A 25,814-nucleotide genomic window follows, 5' to 3' on the forward strand; every position below is an offset into this window, starting at 1 on the left:
ATGCCTGAATAATAGGCACTGATCATATTTCCCTGAATCATCATAAACTAAACAAAAATCTTGATATCATTTTCTTGTTTAAATAAAATATTAAACAATTTTAATTATAATTGAACATGGTGTTAGATGTTAACATTATCGGCTTTGGAAAAAGGCTATGATAAAAATCTTAATCAACTCTCATTATCCTTTTTAAATCTTAGAGATAATGACATACCACTGTTATGTGAGTTTCTTCAAAATCATCCTGCCATAACCAGTCTTGACCTGTCACACAATGATATTACAGCCAACGGTGTGAAGCTTTTTGTTAATAAAACATCGATTTCATCCCTTGACATTAGCCATAATAATATTGGTCCAGAAGGTGCTCAAGCGTTGTAAAAAGACAATCACATTACTACTTTAGATGTCAGCTTTAACAGTATTGGTGACGATGGAATTAAGGCTTTAGCCAACAACGCAAAGCTGATAACCCTCTATGCACTTTATAATAATATAACCAAGGTAGGGGCAAGCTATCTTGCTCAATCCAATCTTAGGAAAATCGATCTCTGTTTCAATAATCTGGAAGATGAAGGAGTTATAGCATTAGCAAGTAATATCAATATAAAAGAGCTGATTGCAAGCGCTTGTGATGTCTCTGATATTGGAGCTATTGAATTAGCTAAAAACAATCAACTGACTTTACTTATTTTGGGAAAAAACGCGATAACTGATAAAGCAACAGTCCATTTTGCTAATAACACTTCTTTGAGTACCCTTCATCTGGGTAGTAATCAAATTACGGCAGCAGGTAAAAAAATACTTAAAACCAATACCAGGATAACGGACCTTGATTTAATCGGCAATCCAATCGAAGAGCATGAAACAGATGAACTAAATTATTCTAAAAAATCGGCAAACACCCATAGTGTATTTAAGTTTTTACAAAAATTTACTTTTCTCAGTTGTATGTCACCTTGTCAAGAAACCACAGAAAGCGAAAAAGGCTTAAATAAAAAACCGAATTAATTATGAACTCACGATTATCTTAATCAAGATTCAGTAAAAACAATAACCTAAGAGGTAAATTTATATTCGTATCTACAAAAAGAACAGCACTATATTTTTAAAAAAATCATGGTTAAGAAATAACCGCCACAACAAACTCAAATCAGTTATCGGAGTAATTTATGGCTATTGCCCCCCAACAGATACAAGAGAGACTGAAGCAAGAACAATATCAAAAATTTGTTGTTGCTGATATTGGGAATTTTCCACATTGCCTTGCTCAGACTCCTGAAGGCATAGCTAGCGGACAAAGATACCAAAAATACAGTACAAACTCCTTATCCAGAACACCACCATTTAGTCAATGGGGAGCTCCCCAGCTCTTAACCCCTAAATCGGCTCAGGAATATATTAAATTTGCCCAGCAAAGAAATAAAAAATCAAGTTTTAAAATTGATGGCGAGGCAGTTCGTGTCTCTGAATGCAGCAATTTTGCTTACCACTCTGTAGGAGTATTGTTAGATGATCCACAAATAAGAGCTCAGTATGATGTTGCTGTTATAGGAAGTATGCACAGTAACGGCCGGTATCTACATAATATTACTATACTCGTTCCTAAAGGAAGCAGACTCCCTCAACCCCCACAGCAATTAACCGCTGAAGTTTTTCCAACTGGTACGCTAATCGTTGATCCCTGGGCCGTTGGCATGGGACACCCTCCTGAACAAGCATTGGCGATTCCCAAAGAACAATTTGCTTATAATCGCAGCCTTTTTCCCGCCACAGTGAATTATCAGTCAGCTCTTGATGAGAGTCTTACTTCAACCAGAACAGGCCAGCTCACTCCCTATACTGGTACACCTTCACGAACTGGAAGGCAAGAAGTACGCGCACAAAGCCTGTTTCCTGATACAAGAAGGTCTGTTTCTGCAACGATCCCCGGAAATTTTGCTACTTATCATGAATTATGGCGAAATGCTTTTCAAGAAATTATGAATGATCCTCGCCATCAGCTCCACAGAAATGATGTAGAATACAAAAAGATACATGCCATTAGAACTGTTCTTGATGATTATACTAAAGGGGGCAACACTTGGTGGGCCAAATTCAGACGAATTTTCACTTTTCATTGGAATAGACACCATGTCAAAGTAGTTGATGACATTGTCAAGGAGATTGATGCTGGTAATTACACTACCTCAAGAGCTTTGGTTGATAGATTAGATAATCTTGCTATTTCATTGGGAAGTAAACTCAATCCTAAAGGTACTTTAAAAGAGCAAATTGGTTTTATTAAAATTCAGGAGCAAAATCCTGTGGAAGAAATCGAAAATCTATCCAGACCTCACCTAACATAATAAACCCTGGACCTGGTGTGATAGCGTAGAAGCACTTGGCGATCATACCACTATATCAGGCCGGTCCATATAAGGACCGGGCCTTGATTTCCCGTCCCCCCAAAAGATGATCGATTGCCTGACGCATAATGAATTTCGCTGATTTTAAATAAGCGGACTCGCTTAAATTATCTGCTGCTATAGCAAGTAAATGCTCACCAGGTATTTTTTTATCACCACCTAAAATAAAGCCCTCCCCAGCTACAAATTGGTAATGAGAATCGGGAACAATTAACTCTCCCGTTCGTGCCTCATGAAGAAATGAAAATGTGTATCCACAAGCCTTAAGCAAAGCCCATTCAAAGCGACGCAGCAAAGCTTCTATCGCCTCTCTTTCTCTAACTAATGCTATGCCATTTAAGGTGAACAAGTAAGCATCAAATAAATCCGGGTCAGGGAAATCGGGGCTCAGCGTATAATAGAGTAACTCATTGATGTATAGGCCTGAAAAAAGAGAATGTCCCTCAAGATCTAGTCTGGAAGAACTGCTTTCAATGTTTCGTGTGTAATATTGATCATAACGCTTTTCGATACTAACCCACAGAGGAATAAAAGCTTGAAGTAATGACTGTTTCTTGGGAGTTCGCCCTCCCTTGCACAAGCAATTAATTAATCCCAGTTCCCTAGTAAAAAGCTTTAGTCTGGCACTGGTATCTCCAGACCATTGCTTATGAATTACCCAAGCATTCAGCGATTTACTGGTCATATCCCAATTGCTTCAGTATTCTCTCATCATCTGACCAGCCTGATTTCACTTTACACCAACATTGTAAAAAAACCTTTTTATCTAGCATTTTTTCCATGTCCAAACGGGCATTAGTTGCCATTTCTTTTAATTTTTGGCCTTTATCACCAATGATCATGCGCTTGTGATTATCCTTGTCTACTAAAATCAAGGCATGAATACGAATTAAATTTCCCTCATCCTTAAATGATTCGATATCTACTGTTACTGAATAAGGCAATTCTTGCCCACAAAAGCGGAAAATTTTTTCACGGAGCAATTCAGCACATAAAAATTTTGTAGACCGATCGGTGAATTGATCATCAGGGAACAAATGTGGTCCTTCTGGCAAATAAGTCTTTAATTTGCCTTCTAATTCATCCACCTGCAAACCAGTTTTCGCCGACAAAGGAATAATGGCTGCAAATTGATATCGCTGACTTATTTGCTCTATCCAGGGCAAAAGTTGTGTTTTATCAGTTATCTTGTCAACTTTGTTAACTACCAGGATGCAAGGAACTTTAGCTTGTTTAATTAAATTCAATACATACTCATCTTCGTCTTTCCAATGCGTTCCATCGACTAGAAAGGCAATCACATCCACGTCACGTAGTACACTAATCGCTGTTTTATTCATCATGCGATTAATTGCTTTCGCATTACCCTGATGAATACCAGGAGTATCTACATAAACAAACTGAAATTCACCTTCTGTGCGAATTCCTAAAATACTATGGCGCGTGGTTTGTGGTTTTCTTGAGGTAATACTTAATTTTTGCTGTAAAATACGATTCAATAAGGTTGATTTGCCAACATTTGGCCTGCCAACTAAAGCAATATAACCACAATAACTACTCATTAATCTTGATTCCTGTTTATTTTTAAAACATTTTAACAGTCATGTCATAAAACTTCCAGAGATACCAAATTTTTCATTAAACAGACTTGCAATTTCTGTTGCAATTCGAGTACCCTGTGCATTAATGGCATTAAATTAAACGATTTTGTATTATTTTAGCTTACATGGGCTTTACTTTTCTTCAAAACCAACTTAAGCGATAAAAAATCACTAAATTAATGACAGTATCCTTTTACCATGTATTAAACCAAATAAATCTTTATGCCTGATTTTGAAACTACTGATGGCCAAACTCAAGTTATTATTCCACTCAGAGTTACTCCGCACACACACAAAGCGATGCCAACTATCACCGGAAGTATTTTCAGTCACGAAGCCGGTACAGTATTTTATGGTAATTATAATATGGAATATCTCCTTCCTGGAGGAGACAGACTACGCTTAATAGCCAATCATAACAAGAAAACAGTTCAACTGATGCTCTTCACTCATAACCCTGAACTGTTAAAAATTCTTCCGGGAGACAGACCATCCTCGTTAGTTGCTGATGTTATAAATCACGTCAATCGCTATAAAGTTCAAGCTGCAAGCTATAAAAAACCCCTAAGCCATGAGCAGGAAGAAAAAATTAACCTGGCTAATGCTTGTATCCGATCCTTAAACTGTCTATTGCAAAAAGAAAGACAATTAAAACCTCATGATCATGCTGGACAGGAGGAGTTAAGAAGAAAAATCATTTCCATTATTGAACATTGCCAGAACGGCAATCGAATGATAGCCAATAATCCTGTGGTTTCAGAAGGAAGTTTTGGTTATATGCTATATGATGCGCACAGAACAGCACAGCATTATCGGTTTAACCGAGTTTTTTCTGTTTCTCGCCAGGATCAAATGGACTTTACCCAAGTGACTAAAACACAACTTGGAAAACCAGTTACTCCTTGTTTTGTTTGGGATAGTGAAATCCATATTGGGCACAGTAGCAGTGAGCTTGACGATGCGCTCAGGGTAATTTGTCAGCAATACCAACTCTGCCCTGCGCCAGCATTAAACAACATCCCGGCCAATCGCTTTGCAAGACTGGAACGATTCATAAGTAAACTTTGGAATGACGGTCGCGATTGGATTAATTATCTGGCAATCACAAAAAAACCAGGTCATAAAACTGAAATACAAAAACGCCCTGATGGAGTATCTATCACCAAAATAACGCCTTACTACAAACTCAAAGGACTGCCTCAAAGAGGTTATAATAGTCTAGCTGCAATGGTAAATCATCTAGTGGAAAACTCAGCCCAACAGACTGAGGTAAACAGTATAAAAGAGGCGAAAAGATTACTAAGCCATTTACCTAATGGTAATTGGGTTATTGTGCCAAAAAAAAATACTGTTCTGTTAAGACTCGAAAATAAACTAGTTCATCTTAAATATTTTATTCATGATCAACTCTTTTATCCTTTGCCGGATGGAGAGGATTTATATATTTTAAGCCAAATCAGCAAAAGACATCTTTACTTGCCTGAAAGAATCAGCCTCCGTTTCAAAGCATTTATTTCCCGTATACCTGATTTTTTTAAAGGTTTTTACAAAAGCATGAGCCAATTCATCATACATGACCTGCATGAAGAGTTTTTTAATCATGTGCATGCAACTCATGCCCCTAAACAACATCTTTCAGAAAGGGATCAGCGTCCAAAATCCAAAAAAATGAAAAGAACCTCTCTGCATGAAGCGCTCCAAAATCAGGGACTTCTTGCGAATGGTCAAACTCTTGAAGAGTTCATTAGTGATCAGATCAACAACAGCCCCTATGTCATTGCAAGAGCGAATCATCCCCCTACTGTGCACACCTATGAAAATCCTTTGCACAGAGCTTTGGGCGTAGTACGCCATTTAGCCGGATTTTTTATAGACACTAGCGAACGTAACCCTATGATTGGTACTCTTGCCATGGCAGCTTATGTCTATGGCGCAGGAGCTGTACTAGCACCCAATGTTCTCGCTGACATTTTAAAAAAGCTGCACTTAAGTGGCTTGATTTATGGAATTGAGCCTGTTCAAAAGTTAGCTCACTTAATGAATCATGGCAAGACTTCTGAAGCTATTTCCGCCTCTGCAACCCTCTGGCAAGGTATGGTAGTGAGCGGCAATTTGGATAAGTTCTTTGTCGATGCTGTCTCTGTCCTGAAAGAAGATCCAGCAGAAATCGCTATTATTGTTTCTTTAGCGCTTAGCCTTGGTTATGGTTTAACAAAAGCGATTCCTTCACTACAACATGAAATGGGTGACTTTCCTTATACCAATTATGCTGCTCTTGGAGGTAAAGGAGGTGCCGCTATCTATGACACGATTATGCACCCGGGTGATGACTGGTTCCTTGGGACTTGCAAGTGGTTTTGCAAGAATATTATAAATATTGGAAAATTATTGATTGCACCTTTTTTTGAAGGTTTTTACTATGGTTTTTTTGATGGATTTATAAATGGCTGGAAAAAAAGTGGTAAATTGATAAAACAACTGGGTAAACAAACATTAGCCGCAGGTGTTGATCTTATTTTAGCTATTTTAACTATCCCCTTACTTGAGGCTAGTTCGCTTTTAATGCACGTACCTTTTAGAGGAATTACCAATTTTTTCCGTAAATTACTGTCTGTATTAGGTAACTTCCGTGCGATTGGGAAATTACTCATAGATATAGCAGAGCGTCCATCCACAAATAACTTCATATCTGAATTTACGCTTTCCCCTCTTTATGGATTTACTTCCCCTTTTGGCCATTTCTCAGATAATTCAGTCTCAAACATAGGCATTAATATCATAAGGCTGCTTTTTTTACCCCTTCTGCAGCTGATTAAAAATATTTTAATTCTCCCTCTGATAGACACCCTTTCACTAACAATAAGAATAAATTTATCTATTATTAACCCTATTTCCCGACTTCTTGCTTATTCTGCCGGCACTATCCTTTATCACTTCGGGCAGATTTGGGATCATTCAGCGGGAGTTTTGTTCTCAACAAGCGCGTATGGGCTGACTACATTATGTAACCACATAGATAGCAAAGCGGGTGAATTAAAGCAATATTTGCTTTCCTTAATAGAAATAAATCGTGGAAAAGTATATCAATGGGCATTCCATGATGAGGATATACTGATACATAAAATAATGCAGGATAATCAATACTATTTCAATGATCCCAGACGTTGTGAATTAATTCCTCACTCAGACAGTCACTGCTTGTTACACAATTTATTATTGAAGGAAAGGAGCTCTACCAATAAAGTTAAAGATAATCCGAAATCCCAAGAACTGCATTTTCCAGGTCTGTTTCGTGGTACCACACAAACACCAAACACAATGCCTCAAGAACATACACTGACTATCTAAACACTTCCAAATCTAATCGCATTGATTTCATGGTTTTTATTTGCAAATTATGCTACTTGCTTCTAAGATGAAATACTAATATTCAGCAAAAAACGGCTCTAATCATGCATGAGTTGTAAACTCAAGATCGCACGATAGTAAATGGCATGATCGTGTTAAAACATGAATAAACTGATGCTTTATTGGTCAACATTGTGTATAATATAAGATAACTGGGGGCGATTGATTAAGGATCCTATTTATGGCAAAAGATAACAAATTACATCAAGTTAAAACATCAGAAGAGAGTCCTGAATCCGTAAAAACCGAGGAAATGGAACCTGTTGTAGAAAAAATGCGTGTTGAGGATAGTAAAAAAGAAGATAAGCTATCAATGCCCACCACTAAAAAGGAATCTCAACCCAATGAGCCAGTAAAGCCCTTTAAAACTTCTTTTGAGAAATGGATAGAATCCACCTTGCTTGATCCACAGGCTAAGGAAGACAGTGGCTCCACCATTAATCTGGGACGAGAAGGGTTAAAAAACGCATCCCAGGTCAAAAAATTTCTTTTATCTCCGGCGGGTAAAGACGTAATAGCTGAATTAGGTGCCCAAATGGCTCTGCAAAGAAACATCAATCTACAAAATCAACAAGACAGAATGGAGCATGAGCTCTTTAAACGCCGGTTAATGGCCGCTTTGTTTTTGTGGTATTTATCTAAAAAATCCCATGCTGCGGAAAAAGTCAAGGAAATTATTCGAGAATACAATGAAAAAGCCATAAAAAATGCTGAAAAAGCAAGCAAGCCAAGCCAACAGTCCACTTCATCCACTTCACAAGCCGATAAAGAAATTCAAAAAATGCTGGATGAATATGAAAAAGCTATTAAACGTGCTCAAGAGAATATTAAGAAAGGCGAAGAATTAGAAAAAAAACTGGATAAGCTGGAGAGTCAAGGCAAAGATCTTGAAGGCAAGTACAAAACCTATGAAGAAAATTTGGAAGGATTTGAAAAACTTCTTACTGATTCTGAAGAGTTATCACTATCCGAAATTAATGAAAAAATGGAAGCCTTCAGCAAAGACAGTGAGAAACTCACGCAACTGATGGAAAAGCATAAAGGCGATGAGAAAACCGTTCAATCCTTACAGCGTGAGCATCATGACATAAAAGCAAAACTGGCTAATCTGCAAGTTTTGCATGACGCTCATACAGGTAAAAAATCCTATGTTAACGAAAAAGGTAGCCCGGTCAGCTCATTAAAAGACGCTCACCTGACCATTAATAAAGACCAGGAAGTAGTAGAACATGAAGGACAATTCTATCTCCTGCAACAAGGTCAATGGGATGCCATTAAAAATGATCCCGCAGCATTAGAAAAAGCCCAAAAAGACTATAGCCAATCTAAACATGATCTTGCAATCATCAAGATGGAAGCTCTAATTCATAAGCTTAGTTTGGAAATGGAAAAACAATTGGAAACAATAAATGATCTTATTATCAGCACAGATCCAGAAAAGAATGAGGAAGCCACCAAATTGCTGCATAAACATAATGGATTAAATTTAAAATTGGCAAATCTACAAGATATGCTTGCAGTACATAGAAAAGAAAAATCCTTTTTTAATGAGAAAGGACAGGAAGTGACCTCATTAAATGATGCGCATTACGTGATAGGAAAAGATCAACAACTGTTTAATTTAGGCGGTAAATTCTATCCTATCCATAAAGAACAAAAAATACTTGAAAAAGACGGCAAATTTTATCTTTTAAAACAAGGTGAAGACTGGGAATCTATCAAAGATAGCCCGGAAAAACAAAAAAAAGCTGAGCATGATTTTCATAAACTTCAGTATGAAACACCAATGACAGTCAAGAAATTAGTGCATCATAATAAAGGTTTAGAAACAACCATTCATAAAGAACGAATTGAAGACACGAAACAACAATTAGAAGACAATGGAAAAGAAAAAATAGAAATAGCCAATAACATAAGTAAACTTCAATCTACAGTTGGTGTGGCTTTAAATCAACTCAACCAACCAACTTTAGATACTGAATCACCTGTCTTAACACCTTCCGGAGGAAGTACAAACAGTTCACCGAAACCAACCCCGAGCTTGGCGTCAGTGACTACTTTTTTCAAGACGAAGATAGATGAAATGAAAAAAAATGAAAATGTTAAAGTTACCTTTGATGATCTGCTGGCGCTCAGTATTAAAATTGCCGACCCAAAAGCACGTACTTATTTTACTGGTGAACTACTTAAGGAAGTGCCACGCTCTGGGGCAATACCGTTTCAAACTATGCAACGTATGCTGCAAACTCTTGAGCAATATGGGGTAGATACTACAAAACCCAGTGTTACTTCTATAAGAAGCAAAACAGATGAAGTCCTTGAGCAACGATTTAATCCTAGTCCGTCTTTATCTCCATTCAAGACATCATAAGATAGAATTATCTTTCATCTCCCATACCCTGGATTATTATCTGAGAATCATAATTCAGGGTGCTCTACCCCCCACCTCAACATCAAACAAATTGTTGTTTTTCTTATCAATACCCTTGCCAACAATCAGCAAGTCTTCTAACATTGAAAGATTATTGCAGAATTTTCGGAATAAAACATGATTATTGAAAAAATCTTAGGTAATCAATCTGTAATCATATCATTGGATATCGATAGTTTTTTATTTGACAGGCTCGATCAAATTGCAAATTCCGATTTGGATTTAGTGGAGATCAACTCGTCCGATACCAATTTATTGGTAAAGATTAAAACCCAATACCCATCTCTAAAAATTGGAGCCGGCGGCATAATTGATACTCAACAATTAGAGCAATGCTACCAGGCGGGTGTACATTTTGCCTCTAGCCCCGGCTTTTTAACTTCTATAGCCCAAACTGCAAGTGTTTATTCGATGTGCTATTTTCCAAGTGTAGCTACCATATCAGAAGCTATGGCCGCAGCGAATATTGGATTTAAACAAGTGCGACCCTACCCTGCCAATCTGACATTTTGTAATGCTCTAAGCAAATATATACCAGGATTAAATCTGTTCCCAGCTGAAATTGACTGGAATGAAGCTGAGCTTTTCCTAAACTTGCCAGCTGTAGCAGCAGTAATTATTCATAACCCTGACCATAAGCAACTAAATGGATTAGCCAGGTTAGCACAATCAATTATCTGAAAATAAGTCGATTCTGATTGGTAAGCGTTGTTTTCCATTAATGCATGACAAGCTTTGGTATAGTATTTTGACTTAGAAAAGGGTTAAGATACTAAACCACTTCGGCACTATTATTTCTGTAAGAGATCAGCCTCCTGCCAAGAAAGTCTTTTTTTTGATCATCTTGAGCGAAAATAGCCATCTATTCTGTGCTTATTCAGGATTATTTGCATCTAACCAGAATGCAAACCCTACTGTTAGAGGATAGTCAAACATGAGGACACTAACTTATGACATTATTTCCTAGGCAGTTTGATTCTATTCCCTACGAATCAATAAATCCAGAACTAAAATTGCGGCTCCTATACATATAGCGCTATCGGCCAAGTTGAACGTGGCAAAATGGTGGTGTTTATAATAAACATCAATAAAATCAATCACATAACCATGAAGACCTCTGTCAATCAAGTTGCCAATAGCGCCTCCTAGAATAAGACTTATCCCAACAGATTGAAATCGTGCCTGTTCTGGGGTACGTACTAACCAGATCAGCAAAATAATACTCATTAAAAAACTAAACCCTGCAAAAAACCACCTATGCCAATCGCCTGCGCCACTTAAAAAACTAAAAGCAGCGCCTGTGTTAAAAGCTAAAGTGAAATTCAACATAGGCATAACTGGCATGGGTTTATATGGAGTTAATAACACCCCAACCCAATACTTACTTAGCTGATCGCAAATAATTACTAAAAAACTAAGTACAAGCCAAGGCCATTTATTCATATGTAAAGCCTCTCTTCATGATATCCGCTGATATTTCCTACACAGCGCAAGCACAGTTCAGGATGCTCTTGATTTTGACCAACATCTTCCCGTCTATGCCAACATCGAGCACACTTTTCGTGAACGCTGGCTGTAACTTGTATTGATACCCCACAATCAGTAACAGCTAATCCTTTGGGGGATTGACTAATTGGGCAAGCTTTCGCTTCTGATGTAATGAATAAAAAGCGTAACTCCTCGCCTAAACGCGTTAATTTTGGTAATGCCTTGGCATCAGCATAAACAGTTACCTTAGCCGCCAATGCAGAACCAATTTCACCTCTTTGCCTGGTTTCTTCTAAAGCCTTGTTTACTTCATCACGAACGATGTGCAGCTGTTCCCAATCCTCCATGTTCACTGCGTCAATAGTTGGCCAGGCATCATACCAATGCTCAATAAAAATAGATTCGCTATTATTCCCAGGTATTGTTTGCCATATTTCCTCAGCTGTAAAAGATAAGATAGGCGCCAACCAGATAGTGAATGCTTTGACCATATGATACATCGCTGTTTGGCAAGATCGCCTCGCTATACTGTCTTTTGCCGTAGTGTATTGCCTGTCCTTTATCAAATCCAAATAAAAACTACCCATATCCACTGCGCAGAAGTTGTGGATTTTCTGGTAAATCAAATGGAAGTGGTAATTTTCGTAGGCAGTAATTATTTCTTCTTGTAAAAGTTGGCAACGCTTTAGAGCCCACCTGTCCAGTTCTAATAACTCATTGGCATCAATACAATCAATGGCTGGATTAAAGTCAAATAAATTAGCTAATAAAAATCGCGCTGTATTACGAATTCTTCGATAAGCATCCGCGTTACGCTTAATGATTTCCTCAGAAATACTTACTTCATGACGATAATCAGTTGACGCTACCCATAATCTTAAAATATCGGCACCATGCTGATTCACTAATTTATCTAAAGCAACATAATTTCCTTTAGACTTTGATAGTTTTTTCCCCTCGGCATCAACAGTATACCCATGAGTCAATACAGTTTTGTAGGGAGCAACTCCATACATTGCAACTGCAGTTGTTAATGAGGAATTAAACCAACCTCTGTGCTGGTCAGATCCTTCAAAATAGACATCAGCCGGAAAATCTAAATCATTATTATGTTTTAAAACGCTATAATGTGATATTCCGGAGTCTAGCCAAACGTCCATGGTGTCTGTGATTTTATCATAGTGTTTGGCATCATCGCCAAGCAACTCGGAGCTATCCAGATCAAACCAGGCATCTATACCTGATTTCTCAATCATCACAGCAACCCTCTCTATTAACTCCAAAGTGTCAGGATGTAAATCTCTGGTGGTTTTATGCACAAACAATGGCATGGGTGTTCCCCAAGATCTCTGCCTTGATATACACCAGTCAGGCCTATTTTCAACCATATTGCTGATGCGCGCCTTACCCCAGTCAGGAACCCAGTTAACCTTATCTATCTCGTTAATTATTGCTTGTCGCAAATTGGATTTATCCATTGCGATAAACCACTGGGGCGTAGCCAGAAATATCATTGGCGATTTATGACGCCAACAATGCGGATAACTGTGCCTGATAGATTCACTAGCTAACAAAACATTTCGCTCTGACAAAACTGCTAGAATAGTTTCATTCGCTTTCAATACAGGAATACCTGCAAATAACTCTACATTCTCAGCAAAACATCCATTGGCCATAACAGGATTTATTAACGGCAACTGATAGGACTGGCCTACCAAATAGTCATCAGGGCCATGAGCAGGTGCAGTATGCACACAACCCGTACCAGACTCTGTTGTCACATGCTCAGCAAGAACTACGGGAACCTGACGCTTATAAAATGGGTGCCGCAGTTTAAAATGCTCAAAGACTCGCCCCTTAGCGGAGCCCGATGTTTTGTAATGGCTGATTCCATAACGCGCCATAACCGACTCAACCAAATCAGTAGCCACGATATAATAAGAATTCCCTGCATCAATCAATGCATAATCAATTTCAGGATGCAAACAAACCGCTTCGTTAGCTGGCAATGTCCATGGCGTTGTAGTCCAAATAGGCAGAATTAATGGTTTCACCGCTGGCTGAGTTCCAAAACAATTAAGGAACTCGGATGGATTTACTGCTGAGAACGCCACATCAATGGATGGAGAAGTTTTATCCTCATAATCCACCTCTGCTTCAGCCAAGGCAGATCCGCAATCTATACACCAATGAATGGGTTTAAAGCCTTGTTGTAAATGACCATTTTTAATCATTAAACCTAAAGCTCGTACTATATTGGCTTCATAATGATAATCCATAGTCACATAAGGGTTATACCAGTCTCCCAAGACTCCCAATCGTTGAAACTCGTCTCTTTGTATATCAATTTGGCTTGCTGCGTATTCTCGACATTTGGCACGAAATTCTCTTGGACTAATCTTGCTCCCTGCTTTACCTACTTTTTTTTCTACATTCAATTCTATAGGCAAACCATGACAATCCCAACCGGGGACAAAGGGGGCATCAAAACCACTAAAGGTTTTTGATTTAATAATAATATCTTTGAGAATTTTATTGAGCGCATGCCCACAGTGGAGATGCCCGTTGGCATAGGGCGGACCATCATGCAAAATAAAGCGCTTACTTCCAACACGAGCTTTACGAATTTTCTGATAAATTCCCTTTGCTTGCCAATCCGCCAACATTTCAGGTTCTCGCACTGACAAACTTGCTTTCATTGGAAATGAAGTGTTTGGAAGGTTTAAAGTATCTTTATATTCTGCCATAGGTGCCTACTCTGCCAAATCATTAAGTTTTTGATAATTTTAAATGCCCTTGTTCTGTTTCGTCTGCACAGCCCAAAAGGAGCTTACAAAAAATACCCGGATTAAGGGTAAATTAAACGGTATTATTGATTCCATTCGCAACATCATTCGATGAATCAATCACACTATCAAGCCAATTCTGTTTTAAATAGGCCTTTGCCAATATGATGTCACTATTAATCTGCGTAATTAACGCTTCCACATTTGAGAATTTAACTTCATCTCGAAGTTTGTGCAAGAAAATTACCTGCACTAGCTGACCATACAGAGACCCGTGAAAATCAAATAAATGGACCTCCAAAATATTTTTGGTTCCAGATACTGTTGGCCGCTTTCCAATATTTGCAACCCCATAAAAAACATTTGAATTAATATGGACTTGTACAGCATATACACCTTGCAAAGGGATCGATAAACGATGCATGCCTAAATTGGCTGTCGGTATCCCCCATTGACGACCACGACCATCTCCTTTGATAACACGCCCACACATGCTGTATGGCCTTCCCAACAACTTGGCTGCGAAACGCAAATTCCCCTGTTGCAACGCTTCTCTGATTCTCGTCGAACTGATTTTTTCATTTTCTATAAGAAAATCAGATTGCACTGTCACTTCACAGGAATAATTAGCACCTAGTGTTTTGAGTAAATTAACATCACCTTCTCTGCTTTTGCCAAAACGAAAATCCTGGCCAACCAGAAGGTAGCGTATTTTCAATGCTTCAAATAAATAAAACTGAGCAAAATACAAAGCGGGAGTTTGAGCCAGCCTTGCATCAAACTTGATGCAATAGATGTAATCCACCTGACATAAGTTTAAGACATCAATTTTTTCTCTCAAGGTAGAAAGTCGTGCTGGTGCTTTCTCTCTGTGAAAATACTCTTTAGGCTGAGGCTCAAACAATAAAATAACTAAAGGCAAGTTCATTTCATCAGCCTTTGCTCTTAGGGCCTTAATCAAATGCTGATGGCCTAAATGCACGCCATCAAAATTGCCAATAGTGGCAACTGCACCCTTATCAAATATAGCAAAATGAGTAGAACCGCGTAACAATTTCATGAATCGTTTTAATCAGAAGAATAAAAAACACATAGTATACTGGTTTTCTGAGATATTGAGAAATCTATAAAGCATTATCCGTACTACCAAGTAGTACGGAATTTCTTGAGTTAGAAGGTGCTCTTAGTGGTGTATTTTAGGTCTTACAATCAAGACATCGCATTCAGCACCGTGCAAGATTGCATTAGCGGTTGAGCCTAATAATAAAGAAAGGCCATGTTTTCCATGACTTCCTGTCACAATTAAATCAATTTTATGTTCTTTTGCTACCCTTAGGATTTCATTTTTAGTTGAACCATACTCTATAAAACGATGTTTTTCATCTACACCAAGTTTTTCTGCCAATTCATTCAGCTCTTTTTCAGCTTGCTCACGAATAGACATTTCTACTTCTGCAAATCCAGCAAAACCTGGGTAAGCATAAGCTGGAATAGGCTCTACAACATGAACTAAAATTAAATCAGCACCATTCTCGTCAGCAATTTTTTTAGCTTTCTCAGCTGCTCGCACCCCAACCTCATCAAAGTCCGTAGCAAACAATACCCTTTTATACATCTTTTTCTCCTTAAAATTCTGATAGCTAAGTTAAGATTAGCAGATTTAAGCCTATTTTCCCAGAATCAATCAACAACTCACAGCTATATCCAAGCTGATTATCTTAGTCTAACCAATGTTTGAAAGTCCCTCCACAGATCGTATCCATGGACTTAGTTTGGTTAATTCACCTGGTAGTTTTTTTATATTTAGCAGAGCTTGATTTCTGCTCTCATATTCACCAATAGTTAATATGTACCAACTACCTTTCGGATTGGTAAAATGTCTTATTTTTGCCTCAGCTAACCATTTGTTTTGGTTCTTAAACCTGTTGATATCCTCTACTTTATGACTGGCAGCCAATTGTATAGTAAACAGCTTACTATTAATTTTCTTGATGCCTGATTGCTCACTGGCTAATTTTGTTTGTGATGAATGGGGAATAGGAGGTAATTTTGATTGACTAACTACCGCTTGCCCGACCTGTTCTGAAATGTTTTTAGCTTTTAGTTTTGGAATGACAACGACCTTATCTACAATAGCTACTGTATTAAGAGTATCCTCTTCATCCATAAAATCATCTAAAATTTGTTTTTTGGGTAACCCATAATGCACTAACTGCCTCGTTGAAGAATCTCCCCATGAAGCAATATAGCTTACAGATTCTTGTTTAGGGGCATCTTGTTGTGTTGGAGTTTCTATAAGGTCATTTATAGGTGGAAGTGTTGTTACAGAAGCTAAATCTGGCAGTTTGGGAGTATTATCAGGTGCTTTATAGACATAATCAAAATAAAAATAGGACAATCCTGCAACAATCGCGAAGCTCGCAACTAAACTTATTCTTTTTAAAATTGCCTTTTTATTATTTTGCTTTTCATTAGCGCACTTGGATAAAAATAATTCTAGGTTTGAATTGATTTTTGATAAGTTCCCTTTGGTTAAGTGATAAAACTGTTTAAATTGGGCGTCAGTAAGTGGCCTGTTGATTAAATGAGAAGTCATTGCTCGTTGTAATACATAGGTTCTGGTTTCAGTCTCGCTTAATGCTCCGAGTTCTATTGTGTGTATTAAATTATTAAATGGCTCAACAGCAAGGTTATTCAATGTGGCAACGATAGAATAATCAGAAATTAAACAAAGATGGAAAAATCCAAAATCTTCCTGATTTTTTATAATAATCATCACTTCCTTGATAAAACTTTCAGGCAATTGATGTGCATCATCAATAATCAGCAAAACATGCGTTTTTCTTTCATTAATTTGTGCTGCAAGACAACCAATGTTGTTATCCTTATTATTAAGATGCAACTGCCTGGCAAACTCATTGATAATATCTTGACTGTCAAATGGCGGTTCTGCCTTAAATGATACTGATTTAATTTGTTGGTTCAAATGGCTTTTCAATAAAGAGTTAAAACAAGTTTTTCCTCCCTCTTTCTCTGACAAAATGGTTATTAGTACATTATTAAAGAGAATTAAATGATTAATGAAATCAACTTTCGCAAGCCAGGCTCCTGGTTTGAATAGAGTTCTGGGCTGATTGGCAACTCCCTCATTAAGAGGCTCCTTTCCATCTATCATTTTTGTTCTCCTTCTACCACATTAATCAGTGTATTGTGCAAACAATCTTCAGTAACTGAATCATCAATAAAACAAGCACCTGGCTTTTTAATCATTACAAAACGTAAACAATTATTTTTAATTTTCTTATCCAAACTCATCAACTCTCTTAATTGAATTAAATCTATGGAATTTGGAATTTTATGAGGCAAACCAGCATGTATGAGCATCTTTTCTACCTGGTCTACAATTGGTTTATCCAGCAAGCCCTTCTTCTCTGATAATACAGCCGCACAATATAAACCTATGGCAACGGCTTCTCCATGTAACCACTTTTTATAATCGGTATACGTTTCCAACGCATGAGCAAAAGTATGCCCCAGATTAAGCAAAGCACGCAACCCGGATTCCCTTTCATCTTGCTCTACAATTTTAGCTTTAACTTGACAACATTCTGCTATCAGTAGTGGTAACTCCGGACTATGTACCGTTAATCCTTGTTGCAGAACCTCTTGAATTCGTTCAAAAAAAGAGCCACCAACCAACAAAGCGTATTTTATCATCTCGGCAATACCTGCACGAAACTCACGCTCAGGTAATGTTTTTAAGGTATTTAAATCAATTATGACCGCTTGAGGTTGGTAAAAACTGCCAATCATATTTTTACCGGCAGGATGATTAATCGCTGTTTTACCACCAACTGAAGCATCAACCTGAGCCAGTAACGTAGTAGGCAGCTGAATAAATCGCACACCTCGTTGGTACGTAGAAGCTGCAAAACCAGCCATATCACCAATCACTCCCCCGCCCAAAGCGATGATTGAGGTATCTCTATGATGTTTGTTTTGAATCAAAGAATCATAAATAGTAAATAAACTGCGCTGATTTTTATGCTCTTCACCGTCTTCCAGAATAACAACATCGCATTGTTTTGATGGTAAAACAGATTGCAAATGGCCTAGATACAAAGGTGCCACTGTTCGATTAGTAACAATAAGCACTTGTTTTGAAGTGATAAAACGATTAATTAAATCAGGATCAATTAAACCATTGCGGCAAATAATTATTGGATATTGATGCCCTGAAATCGAAACATCAACCTGGGCATAAAGTTCAAACTTCGCCATATAAGTATTTTATTATATTGTTTGCAACAGCTTTTACAGTCAGTTTATCTGTTTCAAAACTGACATCTGCCAATTCATCATAAAAAGGTTCTCGCTCATCTCTGAGTGACTCAAGGCGTCCCTCAAGATCTTCTGTTTGTAATAAAGGACGTTTGGTATCACGCTTTGTTCTTTCAAATTGCTGTTGCAAAGATGTTTTGAGATAAATCACTGTTCCACGGCCTGCCAGGGCATTCCTGTTTTCAGGCGTAATGACGACTCCACCACCCGTTGCCAATACTATATTGGTTTTTTGAGTCAATTCATCAATGACCTTTTGCTCTCGGCGCCTAAATCCCTCCTCACCTTCTATATCAAAGATCCACGATATATCTGCGCCCGCACGCTCTTCAATTACTTCATCTGAGTCATAGAATTCTAGTTTGAGCTCCTTTGCCAAAGCACGTCCTATAGTACTTTTACCAGCACCCATCGGACCAATGAGAAAAATATTTCGTACTTTAACTATGCTCATTTTTTTTTACTTACCTCTTCTACTGAATTGTCATAATTAGCCATGCTATTATAACAACAAATTAGATACACGTCTTAGTTGATTTCATGATATTTACTGCTCCAACAACCTCGATAGAATAACACAAGACCTTTTATTTGAAGCATTTAAAGTAAATAACACAAATTAGGAATACATCCAATTACTATCTAAAATACTTCTGACATTCTACAACGGATAACCATTAATTACCCATATAAAATAATTATTTATTACACTTTTCTGCCATCGCTGAAGTTGATACTTCAACTTTACCCAATCCATCGCTGATGAGCGATTTTTTTCAAAATGCCATTACATCATAACGGGCTATATTTTAATTATAACATGTTCGTTGTGTTGAGGCACTTCTATTAAACTAATGTTTTTTATCTTTATTAATGAGATAAAATTAGTCCAATCTTGATTATTTATAAACATCTTTCTCACGCCCCTCTATCGTTGTAATCGATAAGGCATTCGTTATTATTCTTGGTGTAATAAAAATAAGTAATTCTTCATTTTTCAATGTGATTTGTCTATTACTAAATAAAATACCGACAACAGGCAACTCACCAAAGAAAGGAATTCTATTGATTACCTTGTTCTTATCTTGCTTATAAATACCTCCAAGTACTATGGTTTGTCCATTATTAACCAGAACATTCGTCTGAATCTCCTTTGTTATTATTGCTGGAACACCAAGGAATGTTTGTGGGGAAGGAGTATCCTGATTTATCTGTAAATCCATCAAAATTTTACCATCAGGCGTAATTTGCGGGGTAACTTTCAAACTCAATACTGCTTTTTTAAATGCAACAGCAGTTGCTCCACTTGATGTTGCCTCCTGATAGGGAATCTCCTCACCAGACTCTATGACTGCTGCCTGTTGGTTCGTAGTAATCAGGCGAGGACTGGATATTAATTCAGCACGCCCTTCGCTTTCCAAAGCAGACAACTCCAGATCAAGCAGAATATTATCATTAAGTTTAGCTAGCGCAATACCTAGCGAGGCCGGTGTAGCTCCAGTTAAAGGAGCAGCTGCCAAATCAAGATTTAACCTTCTTTCCAAGGGGACAACATTGGCTGGTGCTGTGCCTCTCGCTAACTCGTTAGCACCTTCCAGTGTACCACTTAAGTGAGTTGGTCTTGATACCCCCCAGCGTATCCCAATATCCTGGCTAAAATCTTTAGTTACTTCAACAATTCTTGCCTCAATAAGCACTTGCTTAACAGGGATATCCAATTGCTTTATCAGTTCCCTTACTTCCTCAATTTTGGTACCAGTATCCTGAATCCAGATTGTATTCGTTCTGGCATCAACACTTATTTTTCCTCTGTCCGATAATAGGGAGTTTTGCTTATCCTTGATCAAAACAGCAATATCTGCTGCCTTTGCATAATTAATCTGTATTAAATCAGATCGGATAGGCTCAAGTTTTTCAATTGTCTGTTGACTTTTGAGTTGTTCTTCCTCCATTTTATCCATGGAGGTTTTGGTATCTATCAACATGACGTTGCCCTTTCTGCGCTTATCTAGCGCTTGTGTGGTTAAAATGATATCCAGAGCTTGATCCCAGGGGATATCATTTAATCTAAGCGTAATATCTCCTTGCACTTTGTCGCTGACAACCATATTGATTCCGGTAAAATCTGCCAGCAGTTGAAGCACAGCTCGAATACTAATATTCTGGAAATTCAAAGAAATCCGTTTACCGGTAAATACCTGTTTCTTCAATTTCGCCTGACGAATTTCTTCCGCAGTTAAAGGAAAGACATCGACCATAAATTGTTTATTGACCTGATAAACAAAATGTCCATAATCCCCTTTGCTGAGGATGGTCATGCGAACCTTTTTGCCTTCCTGTTGCATCGTAATAATCTGCACAGGGCTGTGAAAATCAGAAACATCATAGCGTTTCATTAAATTCAAAGGGATTTTGGTATTCAGAAAATTAACGACTATTTCTTTTCCAACTTGAGTCACATCAATTGGAATACCCGTATCAGAAACATCAATTAAAACTCTACCTCCCTGCTTTTCTATACCACGAAAATCAATTCTTTTAATTTCATGCTTGGCGTTCACAACCTGGTTCGTTATGAATACCTCCTTGCTATTTTCAAATAAATCATTGCTTTTACCATTCAGGACAAGGCTATAAACGGAACCCGCCGTACTGCCAGAATAGGACACTGAACGATCCAGTTCCAATATGGCTCTTACTCTATCACCAACAGCAACAATGTTATAACTGTGTAATGAGCCTAATTGAATAGTTTTAGTTTTCTGATCCGAAGGAATTTGCATATCAGTGCTGATAAAATCTAACACCAAACGAGGCGGCTTTTGAGTAATAAAGCTTGCGGGCAACTGCTTTAAAGGGTTGGAAAATTGAAAATCAATACGCACTCTGTTTTCGGGCAATGGTAATACTTTTACTGAAATGAGTGAATTATCTTTAGAAAAAGCCATGCTTAAACTGGCAGTAATTAATATCAAAATCGCGATAATTTTTCTCACGCCTCACTCCTGCTTGCCAGTATCCAAATTAATTGTGGTAAACTGTTTTTCCCACTTCCCTGATTTTTGTACAGTTTCTTCCAATTTAATGAGTTCATTTTTAATCAAAATAATACGTCCATAATTTTGTCCCATGTAATCTCCAACCTTCACACGACTAATCTGCCCTTCAGGTTGCCTAATCAGGGCCCAAATTTCGTTGTCTTTTTTTAAAGTACCTACAAATTTTAAAGCATCCAGAGGAAAAGATTCCAAAGGCTGCTTAGGCCTTTTTTTATCTGGGGCATAAATATCATTTCTCTTTTTTTGATCAATAGGCTTGAATGGATTTCGCCTATCGTCGTTTTCTGGAAACCTAAAAATTGGCAAAGGGGCGAATTTGGGAATAGGCTCGATAGGTCTTCCTGGTCTTGATTTCACTTCGTTGATGTACTTAATAAGGTCACTGTTATCACCAGAGCAGGCACTAAGTAATAGAACCAATAACGCCGTCAATAGGCTTTTTCGGAAATTCTCTGAGGTGAGTAAAGCACATAGAAAATTTCCGAAAAAGTATAATATAAGTGTCTGGTTATTTTTAATTATCATTGTGCCCGATATCTGTATATTTTAGCAGTGATACTCATCACCAATTCATCCTGAGAAACTATTTTACCATCCCTGGAGGATACCCCCTCGACACTAAATTCGTGTAAAGTCACTATTCTGTTCATTTCAGCTACACGACTTAAAAACCTTGCTAATTGCATATAGGATCCGACAATCGTAATTTTTATAGGTAACTCCACATAAAAATCATGCACTACTTCAGGTTGTGGTGCAAACAATTCAAACTTCAAACCCGATGTGATCCCCGTTTTAGATATTTCCTCCAAAAGCCCAGGCATTTCATTTTTTGCCGGGAGTTGTTTTAGCATAGTCCCAAAGCGTTCATTCATTAACTGTAACTGATTACGATAGGCTTGTAGATTTGCTGCCTGATGTTGCTTTTTTTCAAATTCTGTTTTCAAAGCAACTTCCTGGGTTTCCAGCGTATCCAATTGCTCAAAATTGGGCTTAACAATAAGCCAATATCCTAATCCAATTATCAGTATACTGATGCCTAAAATTACTCCAATTTTAACCGGCATTGGCCACTGCCCGACATTCTCCAGAGTTAATTCATTTAAATTGACTGTATCCATGATTTTTATCAGCCTAATATTTGGGTTTAAGTACAAAACTTAATTTAAATTCATTGTTTGGAGACTGTTTCAGTTCAACATTTTTTTTAATTTCAGTAAGTATGGGATTCTGTATCCAGACATCAGCATCAATATTTCTCATCAAAATAGAAACACTTGTATTCGATTCGGAATACCCCCAGAGTGTTATTACATCGTGTTCTCTTTGTATTTTGGTTATATAAATTCCTGGAGGAATAATTCGTACTAACTCATCAAATAAATGGACCATTAGAGTTCTTATTGATTGCAGATTCTGCACAATCGACATTCTTGAAATTAATCCTTCCCTGATTTGTTTTAATGCTTTAATCTCCTTGATCTGTTCGTCCAAAGCTGTAATTTCTTTTTGTAAAATCTGATTTCGGTTCGTTTGATTACTTATTAAATGAGAAACATAAAAGTTCATTAAAAAAACAATTGCCGCAGCGATGATAATCCCTATCAATAGCATGGTTGTAAATAATTTCTTTTCCTGCTCACGTTTTTGTTCACGCCATGGCAATAAATTAATTTCAGTCATTTTTTACTCGACATGCCTCAAAGCCAACCCACAAGCCACCATCAGTGTAGGCGCATCACTATTAATCACATCCAAATTCACTTTTTTACCAAAAGACATATGGGATAGTGGATTAGCCACTGTAGTAGTCACTCCTAACTGTTCTTGAATAAGCGCTGCCAATCCTGATTGTCTTGCCATTCCTCCAGCCAATAAAATATGGTCTACAAATCCATGTTGACTGGTTGAATAAAAAAACTGCAAAGTACGTTTGATCTGCAAAAGAATCATGTCCTTAAAAGGTTCTAATACAGCAGATTCGTAGTCCTCCGGTAGTTTACCCTGATTTTTTAGGACAATAGCCTGCTCCAAATTCATATGATAGTGTTCTGCAATCGCTTCAAGAAGTTGCATACCTCCAAATTTTTCTTCTCTTGAAAAGATTAGTCGCATACCATGCAAAACAAATAAGTGAGTATAATTGGCTCCAATATCTACTATTGCAACAATTTTGTCTTGCCCACTTGCTGGTAATTCTTGCGCAATTTGTTGTACTGAACGCTCTACTGCATAAGATTCCACGTCAACAACTTTGGGTTCCAACCCTGCTCTATGGGCTGCTTCAACACGGGTATTAACGTTTTCTGCCCTTGATGCCACGATTAAAACATCAAGCAGTGATGAGCTCTTGGCTGAATGGCCTAACACTTCAAAATCCAGGTTTATTTCATCTATTGGGTAAGGAATGTACTTATCCGCCTCAATAACGACAAGCTCTTCCATTTCAAGGTCAGTTAACCCTTCATTAATTTGCACTACTTTACTGATAACAGCCGAATCAGGTACAGCCAATGCTACATTTTTAGATGTAAACTTCAATCTTTCTACTAATTTTTTGATACAATTCGCTACTACATCGACATCCTTGATCATATTTCCTTCTAGGGCAGAGGCAGGTATTTCTTCACGACCATATCCTTCAACACAAATGTCCTCTCCGGAACCCGATATTTCCAGAATTTTCACTGCGGAAGAACTGATGTCAATGCCAAGAATTGAACGATGCTTAGGTTTAAGCAATTTGAGCACTTATAGAATCTCCCTGTATATTTCCTTGCAGCCCAAAAGCACTCCTATTTTTAGATCTTTTCCTAACTATTGAATAATTAATGTTAGCGTAAGCCACTATAAATTGGAATCACTTTACTTATTACTTTGGGTTAAGTGTTTATAATCAATCTGAAAATTGATTCATGTATTTCCATTTCTGTCTTCTATCGATGCCCAAGCAAATTTCATGATATCAATCATAGTATTACAATCAAATCAGATTTTATATTCTTTCAAAAAACTGTAAAACAAACCCTCTACTTGTATGTTTTTTTCAAATAATGTACCAGTTAACAGGCACTTGCACTTATGCAAAACATTCAATATAGTGAAATACCAAGTTGTAGGGGATTTCCACATTTAGATTTTTAGCTTTATAAAAAGGAGCTTTACATATGACTAGATTAGAAGAGCTACTCTATACACTGACTTCTGTAATCATTCGGTATCATGACAGCCAGCCTAAAGTATTAAATAAATTAATAGTCGAAAGCAATCCCATTCTCTTAAGAAGAAAAGCACTTGCATTGGCTAAAGAAATTATTCAGGATAAAGACGTTGAATGTAAAGGGCGCTTTGAAGAGTTAATACAAAATTGTACCAAAGGTTACCCTGACAGAAAACCATTCTTATATTTTATTTTAAATGAAGTTCTTTTTCTAAAATCCATGCTGGATAGGAAAATCTCATTTGAACCATCTAAGCTGGAAGAATATAAAAAACAGATCGCTCAGCTTTTAATTGATCTCAAACAATTAATGATCACCCCTAAAAGTAAAACTTATGAAGTAAAATATACTTCTGCTACCGAGAGCTCTGAAACCAGCATTTCTCTTTCAGGTGTAAAAAATGATGGATACGTTGGTGGAGAATTTTGCAACTCCGGAAATTTGATCAAAGAAGAAGTTTTAGAAGCATTGAACATCCATATTAATTCTAAAAATACAGCAGAATGTTCTTCTGATGAAGAAATTAAAGCGCTTGCTGAATCTTTATGCTTAGAGCATCAAAATGCTCTCTTGGTACCTGAACTATTGGAGAAAGCCCAAATATCGAGTATCAGTAGCAAAGAGCAAGAAAAAGAACTTTTAACAAAAACACAAGAAGCAGAAAAAGATAAAAAGACAATCTCAGAGCAAAAAGCTACAATTCTGGAGAAAGACAAAGAAATAGAAAAACTGAAAGAGAAAGTAAGCGAATTAACTCGCAGCATGCCTCGTCCAGTTTTTAACCCTGTCCTGCCTCTCGGATACAGCTCTCTATTTTTCAATACCAAGCTGGGCACTCAAGCCAAACAACAAACGATGATTGATGTGAGCGATTTACCAATGGTTAAATCCTCTGAAACAACAGATACCCAGCCTAATCAATCTTTTTCTATGGGTAATGGCCATGGGGATTAATGTCTATTGGCGCTTCATCAATGATTATCTCCATAGCTGTGAGGCCCAAAATAGCATTTAAATCAGGTTTTTTCCCTTGTAAACCTCGCAATATTATATAGATTCGCTGTATAA

General features: G+C 37.5%; 19 protein-coding genes and 1 pseudogene. 6 read left to right on the forward strand and 14 right to left on the reverse strand.

Going from position 1 to position 25,814, the window contains the following annotated elements:
* Window positions 1-126: 126 nt before the first annotated feature.
* Together OQI99_RS07090 and ravJ are read left to right on the forward strand one after the other, a co-directional pair.
* Window positions 127-1,014, forward strand: a pseudogene (locus OQI99_RS07090) (GALA protein).
* Between the two features lie 161 nt (window positions 1,015-1,175).
* Window positions 1,176-2,351: a Dot/Icm T4SS effector RavJ gene (ravJ, locus tag OQI99_RS07095; RefSeq protein ID WP_265731586.1), complete on the forward strand. Its 1,176-nt coding sequence runs from the start codon at window positions 1,176-1,178 to the stop codon at window positions 2,349-2,351.
* A gap of 55 nt (window positions 2,352-2,406) precedes the next feature.
* On the opposite strand, the gene recO is transcribed toward ravJ, so the two are convergent.
* Together recO and era are read right to left on the reverse strand one after the other, a co-directional pair.
* Window positions 2,407-3,096, reverse strand: a complete 690-nt coding sequence (gene recO, locus OQI99_RS07100; RefSeq protein ID WP_061512981.1) for a DNA repair protein RecO — start codon at window positions 3,094-3,096, stop codon at window positions 2,407-2,409.
* Window positions 3,086-3,973: a GTPase Era gene (gene era / locus OQI99_RS07105; RefSeq protein ID WP_061512980.1), complete on the reverse strand. Its 888-nt coding sequence runs from the start codon at window positions 3,971-3,973 to the stop codon at window positions 3,086-3,088. The genes recO and era overlap by 11 nt, the downstream gene beginning before the upstream one ends.
* Window positions 3,974-4,234: 261 nt before the next feature.
* On the opposite strand from era, the gene OQI99_RS07110 reads away from it, so the two are divergent.
* From OQI99_RS07110 to OQI99_RS07120, 3 genes are all read left to right on the forward strand, one after another.
* Complete coding sequence (locus OQI99_RS07110; protein ID WP_265731587.1) at window positions 4,235-7,360, forward strand: hypothetical protein; 3,126 nt, start codon at window positions 4,235-4,237, stop codon at window positions 7,358-7,360.
* Window positions 7,361-7,601: 241 nt separating this feature from the next.
* Window positions 7,602-9,791, forward strand: coding sequence for a Dot/Icm T4SS effector LidA (gene lidA / locus OQI99_RS07115; protein WP_265731588.1), 2,190 nt, complete (start codon window positions 7,602-7,604; stop codon window positions 9,789-9,791).
* 177 nt (window positions 9,792-9,968) lie between these two features.
* Complete coding sequence (locus OQI99_RS07120; protein WP_265731589.1) at window positions 9,969-10,532, forward strand: multidrug DMT transporter permease; 564 nt, start codon at window positions 9,969-9,971, stop codon at window positions 10,530-10,532.
* A gap of 297 nt (window positions 10,533-10,829) precedes the next feature.
* On the opposite strand, the gene lspA is transcribed toward OQI99_RS07120, so the two are convergent.
* From lspA to pilM, 12 genes are all read right to left on the reverse strand, one after another.
* Entirely contained in the window at window positions 10,830-11,294 is a 465-nt protein-coding gene (gene lspA, locus OQI99_RS07125; RefSeq protein WP_061512976.1) for a signal peptidase II, read from the reverse strand.
* Complete coding sequence (ileS, locus tag OQI99_RS07130) at window positions 11,291-14,086, reverse strand: isoleucine--tRNA ligase (protein WP_265731590.1); 2,796 nt, start codon at window positions 14,084-14,086, stop codon at window positions 11,291-11,293. Before ileS ends, lspA begins: the two co-directional genes overlap by 4 nt.
* A gap of 112 nt (window positions 14,087-14,198) precedes the next feature.
* Entirely contained in the window at window positions 14,199-15,185 is a 987-nt protein-coding gene (ribF, locus tag OQI99_RS07135; RefSeq protein WP_265731591.1) for a bifunctional riboflavin kinase/FAD synthetase, read from the reverse strand.
* Between the two features lie 123 nt (window positions 15,186-15,308).
* Window positions 15,309-15,740 carry a universal stress protein gene (locus OQI99_RS07140; protein WP_011213360.1) on the reverse strand — a complete coding sequence of 144 codons (432 nt, stop codon included), beginning with the start codon at window positions 15,738-15,740 and terminating at the stop codon, window positions 15,309-15,311.
* 108 nt (window positions 15,741-15,848) lie between these two features.
* The gene (locus OQI99_RS07145) at window positions 15,849-17,300 is read right to left on the reverse strand and encodes an SPOR domain-containing protein (RefSeq protein ID WP_265731592.1); all 1,452 of its coding nucleotides are present in this window, start codon (window positions 17,298-17,300) and stop codon (window positions 15,849-15,851) included.
* Entirely contained in the window at window positions 17,297-18,406 is a 1,110-nt protein-coding gene (aroB, locus tag OQI99_RS07150) for a 3-dehydroquinate synthase (RefSeq protein WP_061512971.1), read from the reverse strand. The genes OQI99_RS07145 and aroB overlap by 4 nt, the downstream gene beginning before the upstream one ends.
* Window positions 18,393-18,920 carry a shikimate kinase AroK gene (gene aroK / locus OQI99_RS07155; protein ID WP_010946667.1) on the reverse strand — a complete coding sequence of 176 codons (528 nt, stop codon included), beginning with the start codon at window positions 18,918-18,920 and terminating at the stop codon, window positions 18,393-18,395. The genes aroB and aroK overlap by 14 nt, the downstream gene beginning before the upstream one ends.
* A 445-nt stretch (window positions 18,921-19,365) precedes the next feature.
* Complete coding sequence (gene pilQ / locus OQI99_RS07160; protein ID WP_061512970.1) at window positions 19,366-21,462, reverse strand: type IV pilus secretin PilQ; 2,097 nt, start codon at window positions 21,460-21,462, stop codon at window positions 19,366-19,368.
* A gap of 3 nt (window positions 21,463-21,465) precedes the next feature.
* Window positions 21,466-22,050 (reverse strand): pilus assembly protein PilP, encoded by a 585-nt coding sequence (locus OQI99_RS07165; RefSeq protein ID WP_061512969.1) that lies wholly within the window; start codon window positions 22,048-22,050, stop codon window positions 21,466-21,468.
* A complete protein-coding gene (locus tag OQI99_RS07170) occupies window positions 22,047-22,646 on the reverse strand; it encodes a type 4a pilus biogenesis protein PilO (protein WP_061512968.1) in 600 nt (199 codons plus the stop codon). The genes OQI99_RS07165 and OQI99_RS07170 overlap by 4 nt, the downstream gene beginning before the upstream one ends.
* A 13-nt stretch (window positions 22,647-22,659) precedes the next feature.
* Window positions 22,660-23,208 (reverse strand): PilN domain-containing protein, encoded by a 549-nt coding sequence (locus OQI99_RS07175; RefSeq protein WP_061512967.1) that lies wholly within the window; start codon window positions 23,206-23,208, stop codon window positions 22,660-22,662.
* 3 nt (window positions 23,209-23,211) lie between these two features.
* Window positions 23,212-24,276 (reverse strand): type IV pilus assembly protein PilM, encoded by a 1,065-nt coding sequence (pilM, locus tag OQI99_RS07180; protein WP_265731593.1) that lies wholly within the window; start codon window positions 24,274-24,276, stop codon window positions 23,212-23,214.
* A 416-nt stretch (window positions 24,277-24,692) separates the two neighbouring features.
* Here pilM and ravI point away from each other — a divergent pair, with 416 nt between their 5' ends.
* A complete protein-coding gene (gene ravI / locus OQI99_RS07185) occupies window positions 24,693-25,700 on the forward strand; it encodes a Dot/Icm T4SS effector RavI (RefSeq protein WP_265731594.1) in 1,008 nt (335 codons plus the stop codon).
* Window positions 25,701-25,814 lie beyond the last annotated feature (114 nt).

The organism is Legionella sp. PATHC039, from assembly GCF_026191275.1.
GTDB classification, from domain to species: Bacteria; Pseudomonadota; Gammaproteobacteria; order Legionellales; family Legionellaceae; genus Legionella; species Legionella pneumophila.

Excerpts from the sequence above, each read along its gene's own strand:
- aroB (WP_061512971.1), bottom strand. The coding sequence starts at position 18,406 with ATGGCGAAGTTTGAACTTTATGCCCAGGTTGATGTTTCGATTTCAGGG.
- ileS (WP_265731590.1), bottom strand. The coding sequence starts at position 14,086 with ATGGCAGAATATAAAGATACTTTAAACCTTCCAAACACTTCATTTCCA.
- OQI99_RS07175 (WP_061512967.1), bottom strand. The coding sequence starts at position 23,208 with ATGACTGAAATTAATTTATTGCCATGGCGTGAACAAAAACGTGAGCAG.
- lspA (WP_061512976.1), bottom strand. The coding sequence starts at position 11,294 with ATGAATAAATGGCCTTGGCTTGTACTTAGTTTTTTAGTAATTATTTGC.
- ribF (WP_265731591.1), bottom strand. The coding sequence starts at position 15,185 with ATGAAATTGTTACGCGGTTCTACTCATTTTGCTATATTTGATAAGGGT.
- OQI99_RS07145 (WP_265731592.1), bottom strand. The coding sequence starts at position 17,300 with ATGATAGATGGAAAGGAGCCTCTTAATGAGGGAGTTGCCAATCAGCCC.
- recO (WP_061512981.1), bottom strand. The coding sequence starts at position 3,096 with ATGACCAGTAAATCGCTGAATGCTTGGGTAATTCATAAGCAATGGTCT.
- OQI99_RS07110 (WP_265731587.1), top strand. The coding sequence starts at position 4,235 with ATGCCTGATTTTGAAACTACTGATGGCCAAACTCAAGTTATTATTCCA.
- OQI99_RS07140 (WP_011213360.1), bottom strand. The coding sequence starts at position 15,740 with ATGTATAAAAGGGTATTGTTTGCTACGGACTTTGATGAGGTTGGGGTG.
- OQI99_RS07120 (WP_265731589.1), top strand. The coding sequence starts at position 9,969 with ATGATTATTGAAAAAATCTTAGGTAATCAATCTGTAATCATATCATTG.
- OQI99_RS07165 (WP_061512969.1), bottom strand. The coding sequence starts at position 22,050 with ATGATAATTAAAAATAACCAGACACTTATATTATACTTTTTCGGAAAT.
- lidA (WP_265731588.1), top strand. The coding sequence starts at position 7,602 with ATGGCAAAAGATAACAAATTACATCAAGTTAAAACATCAGAAGAGAGT.
- era (WP_061512980.1), bottom strand. The coding sequence starts at position 3,973 with ATGAGTAGTTATTGTGGTTATATTGCTTTAGTTGGCAGGCCAAATGTT.
- ravI (WP_265731594.1), top strand. The coding sequence starts at position 24,693 with ATGACTAGATTAGAAGAGCTACTCTATACACTGACTTCTGTAATCATT.
- ravJ (WP_265731586.1), top strand. The coding sequence starts at position 1,176 with ATGGCTATTGCCCCCCAACAGATACAAGAGAGACTGAAGCAAGAACAA.
- OQI99_RS07170 (WP_061512968.1), bottom strand. The coding sequence starts at position 22,646 with ATGGATACAGTCAATTTAAATGAATTAACTCTGGAGAATGTCGGGCAG.
- aroK (WP_010946667.1), bottom strand. The coding sequence starts at position 18,920 with ATGAGCATAGTTAAAGTACGAAATATTTTTCTCATTGGTCCGATGGGT.